This is a genomic window from Fructilactobacillus sp. X7R4C1, assembly GCF_059901115.1.
This window is the reverse complement of the sequence record NZ_JBWXVD010000001.1, coordinates 14,399-30,533: the sequence shown is the minus strand read 5'-3', so window position 1 is coordinate 30,533 and position 16,135 is coordinate 14,399. Positions and strand designations below refer to the sequence as shown.

Here is a 16,135-nt window from a genome sequence, read left to right as displayed (position 1 = left end):
ACGTTTGAATTCAAGCGAATATCAATAAATAGTGATAATATTGATTTATAATTATACTAATTATAAGAAATGATTGAGGAGGTCCAAATGACTGAGATTAACCGGTCCAACCTTCGAAAAAAAGCAAGAAAAGAAAAATTAACTAGGTGGGCATTAATTGGACTGGTTAGTGTACTGCTACTAGTTATCGTTATTTCCATTTGGATGTACTTTGCCCATAAAAATCGTGATCGCGAATTACTTTTGAAAAAGTATCCAGTTCAGGGTGTGACGGTAAATCAAGACGATGGGTACATCGATTTTACGGCACTTAAACAGAAAGGCCAAAAGTTCGTGTACATTCGTTCTACTCAAGGAGCAAGTTTTGCTGACGATAATTTTGACAATAATTATAATCGCAGTCAGGGATCTGGTTTAAAGATTGGGGTTTATCATACCTATGGATTTAAGAGTAGTATTGAGGACCAAGAGAGTAATTTTATAACTCAAGTCAAAGATAATACCGGGACGCTTCCAATCGTCATTCAAGTTCAATATTACTATCCGTATGATGAAAACAACGTGAATTTAAAGCAACAAAAGAAACGGATTAATGAATTCGTTCAGTTTTTGTACCAGAGATACGATCGACCTGTTATTATTAATACTAACGAGAAGATGTACCGAGAATTTAGATCAATTCCACATGCCGCTTTTTGGTTAAATAGTGAAAGCGATGCAAAGAAACCGCACGTGCGCTTTATCAACATGAATTCTTCCGATCATTTAAACATTGATGGACAGAAGGGAAGCTTTGATTCCGTAGCTTTTAATGGGAACCAGAAGCAGTGGAATCAGTATCTAGGTCAGGTAAATATTGTAAATAATGAAGAAATGCAATGGGAGAACTATAATGATTAAATTAGGAATAATTGGAACTAACTGGATCACACAAAAGTTTGTTGATGCTGCTGTTAATACTGGCAAGTATAAGTTGAACGCTGTTTATTCAAGAAAATTAGATACGGCGCGGAAATTTGCTCAGCCAAATGATTGTGACAACATTTTTGATGATTTACAGGTTTTCTTTGAATCTGACAAATTCGACACCGTTTATATTGCTTCACCAAATGCCATTCACTATCAACAAGTCATTGAAGCACTTAAGCATGACAAGAATGTCATTGTTGAAAAGCCTGCTTTTATTGGACCATATCAATTCCAGTCTGCCATCGACACGTTAAAGCAACATCCCAAAGCTCGCTTAATGGAAGCAGCACGGAACATTCACATGCCCGCTTTTAAAGCGGTTCAAGATCAAATTGATGATATTAAAATTGATGGGGCAGAATTTACTTTTAGCAAATATTCTTCTCGATACGATAAGGTTCTTAAGGGTGAAGTTCCGAATGTCTTTAACCTTCAATTTGGTGGCGGAGCCTTGGAAGACCTCGGAGTTTATCCTGTGTATGATGCCGTTGCTCTATTTGGATTACCAAGAACACAGATGTACTATCCTAAATTCATTGAAACCGGAGCTGATGGTGGTGGAGTCGCTGTTTTAAACTATGGCACTTTTGATGTTACTTTAAACTTTAGTAAGGTTACTACTTCGTATCAACAATCAGAGATCTACTGTGGAAAGCAAACGGTCTTAATTGATAATGCTGGTGAGTTTACGGCAGCTAAATTAATGAATGAGGGTAAAGAAAGTGAGATTTCTCCTCTTTATACCGACAATCCGATGATTCCAGAAGCAAATGATTTTGCTGAAGTCATAAATCATCCAGGGAATCCTGTTTACGAAAATCGATACGTTGGAGGACTGAATTTAATGCAGAAAGTTAATGCTTTAATGGGACGTCTTGCTGATAGTGCTGGAATTCATTATTTACAAATAGGAGAATAGTGTGCTCGAACAATTTGTTAAACGTTTTGAAAAATTAGGATATAAGGACCAGACGCCCATCCAAAAAGCTGTCTATGCACCAATGATTGAGGGTGAAAATGACATTGTCGCACTATCACCAACTGGTTCTGGCAAGACCGTGGCGTTTACAATGCCGATTTTGGCTAATTCGATGCCAGGGGTTGGCACACAGGTCATTGTAATCGAACCTACTCAAGAACTTGCTATGCAAGTGGCAGGTGTGATTAGAGATTGGGCGGTTCCTTTTAAAGTGAAAATTTTGCCATTGATTGGTGGAGCAAACGTTAAACGGCAACAGGAACAGTTAAAAAAACATCCAGAGATTGTTGTGGGAACTCCCGGAAGAATTCTTAGCTTGATTAATGAACGAAAATTAAAGGTTAACGACGTTGAAACAGTGGTCATTGACGAAGCTGATGATTTGCTCAACGATACTTCTTTAGATCAGGTTAAAAATATTATTGCTGCAGTTCCTAGAGATGCTCAGGCTGCCTACTTTTCTGCTACAGACACTGATGTTTTGTATCATCTAAAGGAAAAAATGGGTAAAAGTGCCGACATAATTGACGTTAGGGATGTTGATCAAACCAGGGGTAAGGTAACCCATGGCCTCTTTCAAATTTCGCGTGCCAAACGAAATGAGATGTTAAACCGGTTATCTAAAATGCAAGGATTTAAAGCATTAGTATTTTTTAATCAGACTGATACGCTTAATCGGGCTTTTAATTTCTTCAAACACGAGGGAAATGCTAAAGTTCAAAAATTAACTGCTGGTGAAAATAAACAGAGTCGCAAAAGAGCTTTGGATGATTTTCGCCTAGGAAGAATCAAGTTACTATTAACGACTGACGTTGCTGCTCGGGGTCTTGATATTGCAAAATTACCAGCTGTAATTAATTATGATTTGCCAAATGAATCGAATACCTACATTCATCGTGTTGGTCGAACAGGTCGAATGGGTGAGCCAGGGTTAGTAATTAATTTTGGAGATGACCATGATCTTCGCGATTTAAAGCACGTTTTAGATAATAGTGAATACGATTTAAAACCGATTTATTATTTCAACGGCAAGATTGTTGATCACATTGATGACTCACAGTTAGAGCATCAAAAAGAAATCAAACAACAGGCACTGACTAAAAAAAGACAGGTGCACGAAGCTATCCAGGCTAAACCAAAAAAGAATAAACACCGAAAACGAAAACAAAAAGATAAGGGTAAACCAAGTAGTCATAAAAATCACCATTAGTTTGTTTCTTTACTAAATTTTTTATTCGTGAGAGAATAGAAAATGTTTTTGGCCCCATAGCACAACTGGATAGGGCAACCGCCTCCTAAGCGGTCGATCTCAGTTCGAGTCTGAGTGGGGTCATCTATAAGCGTTAAAACACTTCATTTAAATGAGGTGTTTTTTATTTGGGCAAATGTTGGTGATGACAATTAATTAATTGATTTTTGGGCTTATGGGCGATTATAATGAGTTCTACACGGATTTACATTTTAGGAGGAAATTATATTGAATATTTTAATTGCTTTACTCCCAGCGTTAGGGTGGGGGCTCCTTCCTATTGCAACTGGGTTAATCGGTGGTAAGCCAGTTAATCAGTTGATGGGAACTACATATGGAGCGTTAATCATTGCCATCCTTGTGTTTATTTTTAAACAACCAGTGATCACCATGCAGGACTTTTGGTGGTGTTTACTTTCAGGGATGGCTTGGGCAGTTGGTCAAATGACTCAGTACATGGCCTTTACTCAAATTGGTGTATCACGAACGATGCCAATTTCAACTGGTTTGCAGTTAGTTGGTACTTCAGTCACCGGAGTAATCTTCTTTGGTGAATGGGCTGGCTTAATTCCCAAGCTAGCTGGTTTTGGATCAATTATTTTGATTATCATTGGGGTCTTACTAACAACTTTGAAAGACAATGGCAGTAATGAACCCAAGACGGCTGAAGAGAATGCCGCTCAGCATACTCGGAATGGTTTAATTCTGTTAGTAATTGGCATGTTTGGATATATCGGTTACTCTGATTTTCCAAGGATTGCTAATACCAATGGTTGGTCAGCCTTTCTGCCCCAGACGATCGGGATGGTCATCATGGGAACGATCTTTGTTATTATTAGTGCTTATAAAACCAAGGTTAATCCGTTTAAACAAGCTGTTTCATATAAAAACATTATTACCGGATTTTTGTTCGGATTTGGTGCCTTCTTCTATCTAATTTCGACTGAATTAAACGGAGTGGCCACTGGATTTACGATTTCACAGATGTGTGTTGTCATTTCAACCTTTGGTGGAATTATAATTCTTCACGAACACAAGACAAAGAAAGAACTAGTATTTGTCACACTTGGAATGATTTGTGTCATTCTTGGTGGTGTCATTACAAGTTTTATTTAAAATTTTATCTTTTCAAAAAAGGACACATTTAGTGTCCTTTTTTGTGAATTTGAATATCGGTTTGATTTAAAAGGTAGTATATTGAACTTGAAGAGAATTATTAGAAATTATTTTAATTCGGGGGATTAAGTTTGAATATTTTAATTGCATTATTACCAGCGATTGCTTGGGGTATTTTACCAATTTCAATCGGTTTGCTAGGTGGAAAGCCAATTAATCAACTAATGGGTTCTACATATGGAGCCATTTTAATTGCTGTTATTGTCTATTTCATTAAGCAACCAGTGATTTCAAAAGAAGTTTTTTGGCTTTGTCTTCTGTCTGGGATGGCATGGGCAATTGGACAATATACTCAGTACACGGCATTTTCACTGATGGGAGTTTCGTTATCCATGCCGGTGTCAACTGGTCTTCAGTTGATTGGCAATTCATTAACTGGAGTAATTGTTTTTGGTGAATGGGCGGGTTTGATTCCAAAGTTAGCTGGATTCGGATCGATTATTTTAATCATTTTGGGTGTTTTACTAACTACCAAAAAAGACAGAACGTTAGCACCAAAAACTGAGGAAGAAAAGCAACATGTTAATATTAGAAAGGGTGTTTTAGTTTTAATCATCGGAACTTTTGGGTATGTTGGCTATTCGGCATTCCCAAAAGTTGCTAATACGAATGGATGGGCAGCGTTTCTCCCTCAAACCATTGGAATGGTCGTGATGGGAACTATCTTTGCCTGTTTTATAATATTTAAAACCAAGGTTAATCCGTTTAAAGAAGTGGCTACCTATAAAAATATTATCAGTGGTTTCTTGTTTGGATTTGGTGCTTTAACCTATTTGATTTCAACCGAATTAAATGGAGTAGCAACTGGATTTACGATTTCGCAAATGTGTGTTGTCATATCAACCTTTGGTGGAATCATCTTTTTACACGAACACAAAACTAAAAGAGAACTTTTATATATTACCATTGGAATGATTTTCGTCATTATCGGAGGAGTCATTACTAGTTTTATTAAGTAAAAGAAGAGGTGGCTAGTGCTATTTTAAAGCTTAATTTTAAAAGATGGTGTTGAAAACTGGCATGAAACCGTATACAATTAATTTATAGCGTTGTTTTAATTTAATAATTGGAAAGAGGAAAAGAAATGTCATACATGCCCTTCATAGTGTTGATTTTAGGAATCGCACTTCTCCTTTTCATGATCATCAAACTTAAGCTAAATACTTTTGTTTCCTTGATCATCACAGCTATTTTAGTTGCGCTTGGATTAGGAATGAACCCAGCATCAATTGCCGATGCCATTAAGACTGGTATTGGTAGTACATTAGGTGAATTGGCCATCGTCTTCGGATTCGGTGCCATGATCGGTCGTTTGGTTTCTGATTCTGGTGGTTCGTATCGAATCGCCAAGACGCTGATCGACAAATTTGGAAAGAAGCGATTACAGATTGCAATCGTAATTGCTTCGTTCATTATCGGAATGTCATTGTTCTTCGAAGTTGGATTGGTATTACTTACTCCAATCGTCTTCGCGGTTGCCCTTGAAGCCGATGTACCATTTGTTTATCTAGGAATTCCAATGGCGGCTGCATTGTCAGCAACCCAGGGATTCTTACCACCACAACCTGCTCCAACTGCTGTTGCCACAGCCTTGGGCGCTAATATTGGTGAGGTATTGCTCTTTGGTATCATTGTTGCAATTCCAGCTGTTTTAATTGCGGGTCCTGTCTTTACGAAGTTTGCTGAGAAGTTTGTTCCGAGCGCGTTCGTAGTCAAGAAGAGCCTGCCAGCTTTTGGTGAAGTTAAAGAATACAAATTAGATGAAACTCCTAGTTTTGGTCTTTCGGTTTTAACTTCATTATTACCAGCTATTTTCATGGCGGTTAATACCATTTACCAGTTAGTTTTCCATGGCGGGAAAGCAGTTGCTAAGCCATCAGGATTTGATGCTATTATCTCGATGTTAGGTAACCCAATGATTGCCATGGTAATCGCTTTAGTATTTGCCATCTGGTCAATGGGCTTCCATCGTGGTAAGAAAATGAGTGACGTTTCTAAGAGTATTGAAGCCTCCGTTAAATCAATTGCCATGCTTCTATTGGTTATTGGTGGTGGTGGTGCCTTCAAGCAAGTCTTGATTGATGGTGGTGTTGGTGATGCCGTTAAGAACATCATGATGCACTCATCACTATCTCCAATCATCCTTGGCTGGTTAGTTGCCGTTATTCTTCGTGTATCGCTAGGTTCAGCTACGGTGGCTGGAATGACTGCTGCCGGACTTGTTATGCCACTGATGTCCTCATTGAACGTTAACCCAGTAATGATGGCCTTAGCCATTGGTGCTGGATCACTTGCCGCATCACACGTTAATGATGCCGGATTCTGGATGTTCAAAGAATACTTTGACTTAACTATGAAACAAACTTTCTCAATTTGGACGGTGTTAGAAACCGTGATTTCAGTTGTGGGGCTAATAATGGTCTTGATTCTGAATGGAATTCTGGGAATGTTCTAAGTTAGTTAATAAATTCAAAAAGACTTCACTTTATGATGTGAAGTCTTTTTTGTATAAAAAAGCCACCTATAATTTTATAGGTGGCTACCGGTTAAACTATGCTTCGTCCTTAATGATATACTGAGGACGGTGTTTTGTTTCTAAATAAATTTTTCCAATGTATTTTCCTAGAATGCCCAAACAGAAGAGTTGGATTCCACCGATTAGGAGAATAATTGATACTAAAGAAGGCCAACCAGATACGGCTCCTCCAAAGAATAATGCCCTGATAACGACAAATGCAATTCCAACGAGTGAGAGTAAAAATGAGATTATTCCAACGTAAGTAGCAAAGGTTAGTGGGGCATCAGAGAAATCAATAATTCCTTCCATCGAGTATTCTACCAATTGTGAGAAAGACCAATGAGTTTCTCCAGCAGCCCGAGGGACCCCCTGATATTCTAAATATTTGGTGTTAAAACCAACCCAAGCAAAGATTCCTTTTGAGAATCGATTGTATTCTGTTAGTTCATTTACTGCATCGACGTAACGTCGAGACATTAGACGATAATCTCGAACGTTAGGTTTAATTTTAACGTCTGACATTTTATCGATGATCTTATAAAACATCGAAGAACAGAAAGCTCGAACTGGATTTTGCTTTCTGCTTGTTTGGACACACCCAACGCAATCATAGTCCTGGGTCTGAATGATTTTGAGCATTTTAGGAAGGAGTTCCGGCGGATCTTGGAGATCAACGTCCATTAATGCAATGTAATTGCCTTTGGCATTTCTTAGCCCAGCAGCCATTCCAGCTTCTTTCCCGAAGTTTCTTGAAAATGAGATGAAGTGAACGGTGTCAGGATGTTTTTCGTGAAGATTTTTAATGATCTTAAAGGTATTGTCACTTGATCCATCATTTATAAAAAGGTAATCAGGCTCATACTTTTCACCGTCTTTATTCATTTGTGCAAAAACCTTTTCCACAGTTTTGTAGAAAAGTTCAATTGATTCCTGTTCATTATAACAAGGAACAATCAGACTAATTTTTTCCAAAATTAATTACTCCTTAGTACTTGGCAATTAAACTTTTAAATTCAAAAATACATTACCAATTATTTACAGATTGTTTAATATCATTTTATCATTATTTAAAGTGGTTTGGCATCGGAATTGGGTAAATCTTTTGATATACTTAAGGTACTAGGCAAATGGGAGGGATTAAATGTGACCAGACCAATTAAAGTTATGACTGTTTTTGGAACTCGACCGGAGGCCATTAAGATGGCTCCAATTATTTTAGAGATGAAGCGAAATCGAAACAAGTTTAAACCAATCACAGTGGTCACGGGTCAACATCGTGAAATGCTTAAGCAAGTTCTCGATATTTTCAAAATCACTCCCGATTATAATTTAAACATTATGAAGAATGATCAAACACTTGGAGATATTACTGTTTCTGTGATCACTAAGTTAGGTCCAATTATTTCTAAAACTAATCCAGATATTATTCTAGTTCATGGTGATACTACGAGTACGTTTGCCGCTTCAGTGGTTGCTTTTTATCATAAAAAAATGTTAGGTCACGTTGAAGCAGGGCTGCGTACTCATAATAAATATTCCCCATATCCAGAGGAAATGAATCGTCAATTAACGGATGTTTTAGCTGACTTGTACTTTGCACCCACGGAGTTAAGTAAGCAAAATTTAATAAAAGAGAATCATCCGGGGTCAAACATCTTTGTTACAGGAAATACTGCCATTGATGCCCTTCATCAAACGGTGAGTGATGATTATCATCATTCGATCTTAGATAACATTGATGATGGACAGCGGATCATCTTACTTACAATGCATCGGCGCGAAAATCTAGGTGAACCAATGAAACGAACGTTTCAGGCAATTAAACAAGTGGTTGATTCACATCATGATGTAGATGTTGTTTACCCGGTTCATCTTAATCCCGTGGTTCAAAAGATGGCCCAACAGATTTTTAAGGGTGATTCTCGTATCCATTTGATTGCACCTTTAGATGTGGTTGATTTTCATAATATGGCGGCTCGAAGTTATTTTATTATGTCTGACTCTGGTGGAGTTCAAGAAGAAGCTCCTTCACTTGGAAAGCCCGTTTTGGTTCTTAGAGAATCGACTGAACGCCCCGAAGGAGTTAAAGCGGGCACTTTGAGACTAGTTGGGACTGATCCTAAGGCCATTAAAGATGCGATGGAGGACTTACTTGATAATCCAGATGAATACCGAAAGATGGCTGATGCTCATAATCCTTATGGGGATGGAACGGCAGCTAAGCAAATTTTATCTGCAATTGAGGCAACTTTTAAAGGAGAGTCCTAGCTTGTGGAACTAAAAACAAATCAAAAAGTAATTTCATTTGTTAAGTTAGTTATGAAACATTTTAAGATGGGAAACGTTTCTGATTCTGCCATCGTCTTGGCGTATTATTCCCTCTTATCACTGTTTCCAATTTTAATTATGATTGGTAGCATCATTAAACTTTTACATGGAGATCCTAATGATATCTTAATGTATATCAGAACCGCGGTTCCGTCATCGATTTATACGATGCTTTTGCCCATGATTAAGTCAGCTTTTGATAATAATAATAGTGGTGGTAGCTTATCGATTGGGTTGTTGCTGGTAATTTGGTCAGCTAGTCAGGCGATGGCAGCATTTCAACGAACGGTTAACCGAACTTACGGAGTAGCTGACACTCAGAATGCCATCACGAATCGTTTAATTTCATTTGTGTGGATGCTTTTACTGGTACTCTTATTGATTGTTTTAATGATTTTGCAAGGGTTTGGTCAAGAAATTATCACGTACTTGAGACCAATTCTGCATCTTTCAACCATTGCAACGCAAGTGGTGGCATCCATTCGAATTCCATTTATTATTTCTGGGTCTTTCATAGTTGTGATGCTTTTGTACTATTTTGTGCCAAGTGTTAAGACCAAGATTCGTTATACAATTCTAGGATCAGCGATATCTGTGCTTGGTTTAATGATTTTGTCACAAGCTTTTTCGCTAATCATTGAGTACTTTTTTAGAAATATTACCGCTTATAAGACGTTAGGAACTTTTATAGTAGTGATGTTGTGGTTATATTTTATTGGACTCGTGCTGATGTTTGGTGCCGTTATTAATGCCAGTATCCAAGAGTACTTTACTGGTAACATTGAATCAACAAACGGATCCGTTCGGTCTATTATTTCTAGCGCACGTAAATTTCGTTCCAAAAAGAAAAACACCACCCAAAATTAGGTGGTGATGTTTTTTGCTAAATTATTTTTCGCTGGATTTCACCAGTTCACGAGAAAACTGGTCAAGAACTTTGATGTCATCTTCATCAGGTTCAAGATTGATTTTGACGCTTTTAGCTCCTTGAGTAGCGTTAGTTTTCCTTAAAGCTTTGGTAAATGCGTCGACGGCAACGTTATAATATTCTTGATAAAAAACGTCTCCAGAACCAGCCACTCCAAAAACTTTTCCTTTTAGTTTCAGTGAATCTAAATCTTCAAAAAAGTCCATCCCTTCTTCAGGGAGAGCTCCTTCGTCGTAGGTGTATGGACATATAACAATAATATCGGTATCTTTAAGTTCGTCCGCGTCGGTTTGAGAAATTTCAGATTCTTCGACATCTACGCCAAGGTCCTCAAGTCCCTCGGTGACGATATCAGCAACGTCTTCGTTATTGCCAGTAATGGTGGCGTAAATCACGTGTGCTTTTGGCATGAGTGAAACCACTTCCTTTGTAGTGTTTTCAAATAAGTATATCAGAATAGTTTCAAATTGTTAATTTGATGGGAGTTAGCGCTGATGGATAAGCAAAATGCAAATAAATTAAGGGTCACAAAAATTGTTTCGCAAAAAAGACCGGGGAGATATAACGTATACATCAATGATCATTATGCTTTTCCTGTGAGTGAAGAAGTAATGATTCAGTTTGGGATCTTTAAGGGATCTGAGTTAAGCCAAGGTAAGATTGACAAAATTAAGGCGGCGGACGATGTTTCAAAGTTATATAATAAGGCTATTGATTTTATTTCGTATCAGACTCGTTCAAAAAAAGAGGTTAGAGATAAGTTAAAATCATATTCAGACAACCTTGAAGCAGTCGATGAAGCGGTTGAAAAACTAGAACAGATTAATCTACTTAATGATGAACATTATGCTGACACCTATGTCAAAGGAATTGTTGAACAACAGAATAAGGGTCCCATGGCTGTTTCAAAGTATTTAAAACAAAAGGGAATTGCAGATGAATACATAAATGAGGCAATTTTAGTTAATTATTCGAGCGAAATGACGCTTAAAAATGGTAAAAAGCAGGCCCAAAAAATCTTTGCTCATAATCAGCGATATCCCTTTAACAAACGGATGCAAAAAACGAAGACGGCTTTATACCGAAAGGGATACTCATTTGATGATATTGATAGAATCATTAGTGAATTAGACTTTCAAGGTGATGTCGATCATCAAAATGAGTTACTTGCTAAAGAGGGTAACAAGGCTTGGAATAAGTATAAGAAGTATAATAATATGAGTCGACGTCAGAAAGCCAAGCAGTCGTTATATCGTAAGGGCTTTGATCTTGATGATATTGATCAATTCTTGGACACAAAAGAAAATTAATTGGAGTGAATCAAATGAATAGATTTAAAAATTCGGCTTTGTTTTTTTGGACGGTTGAGATTCTGATTGCAGTTGGAATCGTTTATTTATGTTCCAAAATTAGTTTTGTTTTTTCGCCGATTGTAATTTTTGTGTCAACGATCTTCGTTCCACTCTTGTTAGCGGGATTCTTGTATTACATGTTGAATCCGATCGTTAACCTTCTAATGAAAATAAAAATCACAAAAACAAAACACATTAATCGTACCTGGGCCACCGCCATCGTATTTTTGATTGTGATTGGGGTTATTGTTTACATGGCGTTTTCATTTGTACCACGGTTGATTACTCAGGTGGCTAACATGGTAGAGGCAGCGCCTGAATTTGCTAAACAAGGGCAGGAATTACTAACTAAAATCACGCGTTATGGATTTTTGAAAAAAGTGGACTGGCGTCCCATTGTTAACAAGATTCAGTCCTCATATTCATCGTATTTGAAAACAGTTCTGGCCAATTTGACTAATAGTGCGGGAACGATTATTTCGATGGCAACGAACGTGGTTATCACGGCAATTACTGTCCCCGTCATTCTGTTTTACATGTTAAAGGATGGAAACAAACTACTTCCAAGCATTGAAAAGTTAACTCCCGGACTTTCCAAACACCACAGGAAACAAACGGTAACGCTACTTAAAAAAATGAATCATACCCTCTCACGTTACATCGGTGGCCAAGTCATTGAGTGTCTGTTTGTTGGAACGTTTACCACTTTAGGATACTTTCTGATCGGACAAAAGTATGCTCTTTTGCTCGGGGTCTTTGCCGGATTATGTAATATCATCCCATACGTTGGTCCCTACATTGGAATTATTCCATCACTTTTTGTTGCTTTTTCAGATAATATTATGCAAGTTATCTGGGTAATTGTGGTAGTCATTATTGTTCAACAAATTGATGGAAACTTGGTGTACCCGAATGTGATTGGGAAATCGTTAAAGATTCATCCACTAACTATTATTATCATTTTACTTGCAGCTGGTCACATTGCTGGGTTGTTTGGGATGATTCTAGCCATTCCAGTTTATGCGATTGCGAAGGTTGTGATTGAATATTGTTACAATATTTGGTTAGTTCAACATGACGATTCGAACTCCACTAATTCAGCAAAAACTAATTCATCTGAAAATGAGCCAAATTAAACTTTAGTTATGGATCGTGAATTTTATTGACGATAATGGAAGATATGCTAACATTTAGTTGTTGATAAATAGGAGTATTAATTATGGTCTTCTGACAGGAGATATTATGACGAAAGTAATTACGTATGGCACATTTGATCTGCTTCACAAGGGTCATGTGCGTTTATTAAAACGTGCTCGTGAATTAGGTGATTCATTGACGGTAGGTCTTTCGACGGATGAGTTTAATGCCGTAAAGGGGAAACGTGCTTATAATTCTTATGAGGATCGTAAGTACATTTTAGACGCTATCCGCTACGTTGACGAAGTAATTCCTGAAAAGGGATGGAACCAGAAGATTCAAGATATTAAAGATCATAAGATTGATATCTTTGTGATGGGTGACGATTGGAAGGGTAAGTTTGACTTTCTTAAAGAGTATTGTAAAGTAATTTATTTGCCGCGAACCCAAGGAATTTCAACGTCTAAGATCAAGTCTGATTTAGGCGTCACGAGCCAAAAGGATTGGAAAGATTAGTTTAAGTCCCAGGATTCTTCGTTTTATTTCTTAGAATGTTTTAGTTTAAGGGGAGCAAAATGAAACAAGCACTTTTTTTGGTAACTTCAGTTCATGGAGCTGAAAAGCCCCGATTTAAAGAACGATTGGAAAGAATGATCGATGACGGGAATTCAATTAAAGTTGTAATTTCCATTTTAAACTACGATCAATCACAGTACGTGGCCACTTTGATTAGGAAGTTATCTGATTCTTTTCATCAGCAAGTGCAATTAGAAATCATCCAATTGTTTGACGTTTTTAGTAAACAACGTGGAATTTTTGATCAAAATCATGATTTAAATAACGATTTAACCCAATTTGACGTTCACGACAGAGTGGTTAAGGGTCAGTCCGTTCAAGTCTACAGTGACCATAATGGGGTGGTTCGAGCTGAACGAAAGGAAATTTTGGCTGGGTCAGGTTTATTCAAAGTGATCTTTTATGATGGGCCCTACGTTAGTAAAACGATTTATTATGACAATCATGATAACGCTACTGCTGTTTTCAAACGGATTAATGATGAACATCAAGTAATTAAATTTTTAAATCAACGTGGTGACGTGGCATGTCGGGTGGATCAAAGTAACGGTGGAGCAGCTCAGATTTTTTATCTTGGTAAAACCTCGGTTGTTTCACCTCCAGAAACAAGTTTAAAGATTGCTAGACCAACTAGTGATTTAATCGATTATGATGTTAATCTTGGTAATTTGAAGTATTTGTCTAAAGGTTCAGATGCTCGATCATATGTCATTTCAGACTATGGCAATGCAAGCCGTTATAGTGATATTTCAGCATTTAATGTTGCTTTAGTTAATAAGTATGCTGAAGGTAAGGAGACTACCATTTTTATCGATTTGGATGATATGGTTAACTTTTCTAAATATCTTGGTCAAAACGTGATTTTCAACTATTAAGGAGAAATAATGCGAGCAATACTTTCTAACGTTATACCAAAACAAACAAAGTTGAAAATTGAATTTGAGTTAATTAATCCTAGTTACGCTGATGAAGATGCAACTGTTACTTTGATTGAAAAAGAAAGCTTAGCCTCAATCACCATCCCTGTTCTTAAAGGGGATGTAGGTGGCAATGAGGCAGCAATTATAATTGATCCAAATAAATTTCACTTTGACTCCGTGGGACAGGATGAATTTGAATGGCAACTCTATTATTCGTGTGGTAATAGTGACCATCGAACCCTTATTCAAGTTGAAAGTGAATACGTGAGTGCCGTTCGGCGGATTGGGTTAAATGCTTATTATCAATATGAGATTGACCCGTCTGGCATGGCGGTCTTTTATGTCAGAACGAACCGATCTAAAAAGCAATTTGTGATGAACTCGGTTAATTTGCTTGGTGGCGGTAATTTACGATTAACGGGGTTTAACCACATTGACGGTAAAAAACTTGATCAGATGGCAATTGTAATTAAACAAGCAAGTGATCAAAGCAAACGACTTTATCCGATTACCGATTCACCTTTTCAAGGGATTTTTGCGATTACCATTCCGCTTAAAGAGCTAAAGGATGAAGATACATATCGTTTGTATATCAGGTATAATTATCATGGTAAGCATTTTCAGCAAAGATTGGTGATGGATGTTTCGCTTTCATCGTTTAAAACCGTTTCTCACTTAGGTGATAATCGTGAATTAGTATTAAAAGAGGGAAAGCAAGGTCAACTTCGTGTTATTAAAAGAAGACGGCCGTCTCCTACAAAAAGACTTACTAAGTTTTACGGAAAAGCTAAGCATTTGTGGAAATCGTTTAAAATCTTATTAAGTAAAGTTAATCGTTTGCGCTTACGAAAGTTGTTTAAACGGGGGCATACACCATTTGCTACTACGACGATCGTGTTTGAGAGCTTTGGTGGACGTCAGGTGAGTGATAGTCCTTATGCTATCTATCAGGTGTTTAAAAAATTACATCCTAAGATTAACTTTGTGTGGTCCATTCAAAAGTCACAAAAGCAATTTTGTAAAGACCATAACATTAACTATGTAATTAAAAATACGGGACGTTGGGTTCGTACCATGGGAAAGGCTAAGGTATGGATTAGCAATGCTAGATTTCCTGCCTGGGTCGTTAAACCAGACTATGTAACGTATGTTCAAACTTGGCATGGCACACCATTAAAGAAGTTAGGGTTAGATATTGAACGAGTTTCAATGCCTGGTACGACAACCAATAAGTACCATGATAACTTTGTTAAAGAAGCTAATCGTTGGGATGCATTGATTTCACCAAATGATTTTTCAACCAAGGTCTTTAGAAGTGCCTTCGGGTATGAAAACAAGATTTTAAAGGTGGGATATCCAAGAAATGATGAATTGATTAACGGGAATAATCCTACTGAGATTAATAAGATTAAGGATCGATTGGGAATCCCACGGGACAAGAAAGTTGTCCTATATGCTCCTACTTACCGAGATAATCAGTTTGAGAGTAAGGGGAGATATACCTTTAAGCTACCGTTTAGTTTGGAAGAGTTCAAACAACACTTTGGAAGTGATACTGTCCTAATTCTACGGATGCACTACTTGATTTCGAATGCATTAGACGTCTCTGATTACAAAGGGTTCGTCTATGACCTATCGAACTATTCCAACATTTCTGATTTATATTTAATTTCAGATTTGCTGGTAACCGACTATTCCTCAGTCTTTTTTGACTACGCCTACCTTAAACGGCCAATTTTGTTCTATCCTTATGACTATCACGTGTATAAGGATGAGTTGCGTGGCTTTTACTTGGATTATGAACGAGATTTGCCTGGAAGGATCGTCTATGATTCTGATGAGTTAATGAAGGGAATCTCAACTGATTTAAAAGACGAAAACGTTGAAAACGATCCTAAATTTATGCAATTTTACAATCGCTTCTGTCGGATTAACGATGGACTTAGTTCGATTAAGACGATTGATTATGTGATGCAACAAATTCGTTAAAAATAATCCGGAAT

Annotated in this window: 15 protein-coding genes and 1 tRNA gene; 14 read left to right on the top strand and 2 right to left on the bottom strand. The window is 37.3% G+C overall.

Going from position 1 to position 16,135, the window contains the following annotated elements:
* Positions 1-87: 87 nt before the first annotated feature.
* From AC6UC9_RS00135 to AC6UC9_RS00105, 7 genes are all read left to right on the top strand, one after another.
* Complete coding sequence (locus AC6UC9_RS00135) at positions 88-900, top strand: GH25 family lysozyme (protein ID WP_500700786.1); 813 nt, start codon at positions 88-90, stop codon at positions 898-900.
* On the top strand, positions 893-1,888 hold the full coding sequence (locus tag AC6UC9_RS00130) for a Gfo/Idh/MocA family protein (RefSeq protein WP_500700785.1): 996 nt from the start codon (positions 893-895) through the stop codon (positions 1,886-1,888). Before AC6UC9_RS00135 ends, AC6UC9_RS00130 begins: the two co-directional genes overlap by 8 nt.
* Position 1,889: 1 nt before the next feature.
* Positions 1,890-3,158 carry a DEAD/DEAH box helicase gene (locus AC6UC9_RS00125; RefSeq protein ID WP_500700784.1) on the top strand — a complete coding sequence of 423 codons (1,269 nt, stop codon included), beginning with the start codon at positions 1,890-1,892 and terminating at the stop codon, positions 3,156-3,158.
* A 50-nt stretch (positions 3,159-3,208) separates the two neighbouring features.
* A tRNA-Arg gene (locus tag AC6UC9_RS00120) sits at positions 3,209-3,281 on the top strand.
* A gap of 144 nt (positions 3,282-3,425) precedes the next feature.
* Complete coding sequence (locus AC6UC9_RS00115; protein ID WP_500693583.1) at positions 3,426-4,313, top strand: GRP family sugar transporter; 888 nt, start codon at positions 3,426-3,428, stop codon at positions 4,311-4,313.
* A gap of 131 nt (positions 4,314-4,444) precedes the next feature.
* Positions 4,445-5,332 carry a GRP family sugar transporter gene (locus AC6UC9_RS00110; protein WP_500700783.1) on the top strand — a complete coding sequence of 296 codons (888 nt, stop codon included), beginning with the start codon at positions 4,445-4,447 and terminating at the stop codon, positions 5,330-5,332.
* A gap of 134 nt (positions 5,333-5,466) precedes the next feature.
* Complete coding sequence (locus tag AC6UC9_RS00105) at positions 5,467-6,828, top strand: gluconate:H+ symporter (RefSeq protein ID WP_500693612.1); 1,362 nt, start codon at positions 5,467-5,469, stop codon at positions 6,826-6,828.
* A 96-nt stretch (positions 6,829-6,924) separates the two neighbouring features.
* Here the strand turns inward: AC6UC9_RS00105 and AC6UC9_RS00100 are convergent, their stop codons facing one another.
* The gene (locus AC6UC9_RS00100) at positions 6,925-7,863 is read right to left on the bottom strand and encodes a glycosyltransferase family 2 protein (protein WP_500700782.1); all 939 of its coding nucleotides are present in this window, start codon (positions 7,861-7,863) and stop codon (positions 6,925-6,927) included.
* Between the two features lie 192 nt (positions 7,864-8,055).
* Here AC6UC9_RS00100 and wecB point away from each other — a divergent pair, with 192 nt between their 5' ends.
* Entirely contained in the window at positions 8,056-9,159 is a 1,104-nt protein-coding gene (wecB, locus tag AC6UC9_RS00095; protein WP_500700992.1) for a non-hydrolyzing UDP-N-acetylglucosamine 2-epimerase, read from the top strand.
* A gap of 3 nt (positions 9,160-9,162) precedes the next feature.
* A complete protein-coding gene (locus tag AC6UC9_RS00090; protein ID WP_500695211.1) occupies positions 9,163-10,086 on the top strand; it encodes a YihY/virulence factor BrkB family protein in 924 nt (307 codons plus the stop codon).
* 21 nt (positions 10,087-10,107) lie between these two features.
* On the opposite strand, the gene AC6UC9_RS00085 is transcribed toward AC6UC9_RS00090, so the two are convergent.
* A complete protein-coding gene (locus AC6UC9_RS00085) occupies positions 10,108-10,557 on the bottom strand; it encodes a flavodoxin (protein WP_500700781.1) in 450 nt (149 codons plus the stop codon).
* Positions 10,558-10,641: 84 nt separating this feature from the next.
* Here AC6UC9_RS00085 and recX point away from each other — a divergent pair, with 84 nt between their 5' ends.
* The 5 genes from recX to AC6UC9_RS00060 all read left to right on the top strand — a co-directional run bounded on the left by recX (position 10,642) and on the right by AC6UC9_RS00060 (position 16,121).
* Positions 10,642-11,457 (top strand): recombination regulator RecX, encoded by an 816-nt coding sequence (recX, locus tag AC6UC9_RS00080; protein WP_500700780.1) that lies wholly within the window; start codon positions 10,642-10,644, stop codon positions 11,455-11,457.
* 14 nt (positions 11,458-11,471) lie between these two features.
* Positions 11,472-12,635: an AI-2E family transporter gene (locus AC6UC9_RS00075; RefSeq protein WP_500700779.1), complete on the top strand. Its 1,164-nt coding sequence runs from the start codon at positions 11,472-11,474 to the stop codon at positions 12,633-12,635.
* Between the two features lie 106 nt (positions 12,636-12,741).
* Entirely contained in the window at positions 12,742-13,152 is a 411-nt protein-coding gene (gene tagD, locus AC6UC9_RS00070; RefSeq protein WP_500693590.1) for a glycerol-3-phosphate cytidylyltransferase, read from the top strand.
* A 59-nt stretch (positions 13,153-13,211) separates the two neighbouring features.
* On the top strand, positions 13,212-14,087 hold the full coding sequence (locus tag AC6UC9_RS00065; protein ID WP_500700778.1) for a hypothetical protein: 876 nt from the start codon (positions 13,212-13,214) through the stop codon (positions 14,085-14,087).
* A gap of 9 nt (positions 14,088-14,096) precedes the next feature.
* A complete protein-coding gene (locus tag AC6UC9_RS00060) occupies positions 14,097-16,121 on the top strand; it encodes a CDP-glycerol glycerophosphotransferase family protein (protein WP_500700777.1) in 2,025 nt (674 codons plus the stop codon).
* Positions 16,122-16,135: the final 14 nt, after the last annotated feature.

Bases quoted from the DNA above. Each gene is read 5' to 3' on its own strand.
- AC6UC9_RS00085 (WP_500700781.1), bottom strand. From the start codon at position 10,557: ATGCCAAAAGCACACGTGATTTACGCCACCATTACTGGCAATAACGAA.
- AC6UC9_RS00130 (WP_500700785.1), top strand. From the start codon at position 893: ATGATTAAATTAGGAATAATTGGAACTAACTGGATCACACAAAAGTTT.
- AC6UC9_RS00060 (WP_500700777.1), top strand. From the start codon at position 14,097: ATGCGAGCAATACTTTCTAACGTTATACCAAAACAAACAAAGTTGAAA.
- recX (WP_500700780.1), top strand. From the start codon at position 10,642: ATGGATAAGCAAAATGCAAATAAATTAAGGGTCACAAAAATTGTTTCG.
- AC6UC9_RS00065 (WP_500700778.1), top strand. From the start codon at position 13,212: ATGAAACAAGCACTTTTTTTGGTAACTTCAGTTCATGGAGCTGAAAAG.
- wecB (WP_500700992.1), top strand. From the start codon at position 8,056: ATGACTGTTTTTGGAACTCGACCGGAGGCCATTAAGATGGCTCCAATT.
- AC6UC9_RS00075 (WP_500700779.1), top strand. From the start codon at position 11,472: ATGAATAGATTTAAAAATTCGGCTTTGTTTTTTTGGACGGTTGAGATT.
- tagD (WP_500693590.1), top strand. From the start codon at position 12,742: ATGACGAAAGTAATTACGTATGGCACATTTGATCTGCTTCACAAGGGT.
- AC6UC9_RS00105 (WP_500693612.1), top strand. From the start codon at position 5,467: ATGCCCTTCATAGTGTTGATTTTAGGAATCGCACTTCTCCTTTTCATG.
- AC6UC9_RS00135 (WP_500700786.1), top strand. From the start codon at position 88: ATGACTGAGATTAACCGGTCCAACCTTCGAAAAAAAGCAAGAAAAGAA.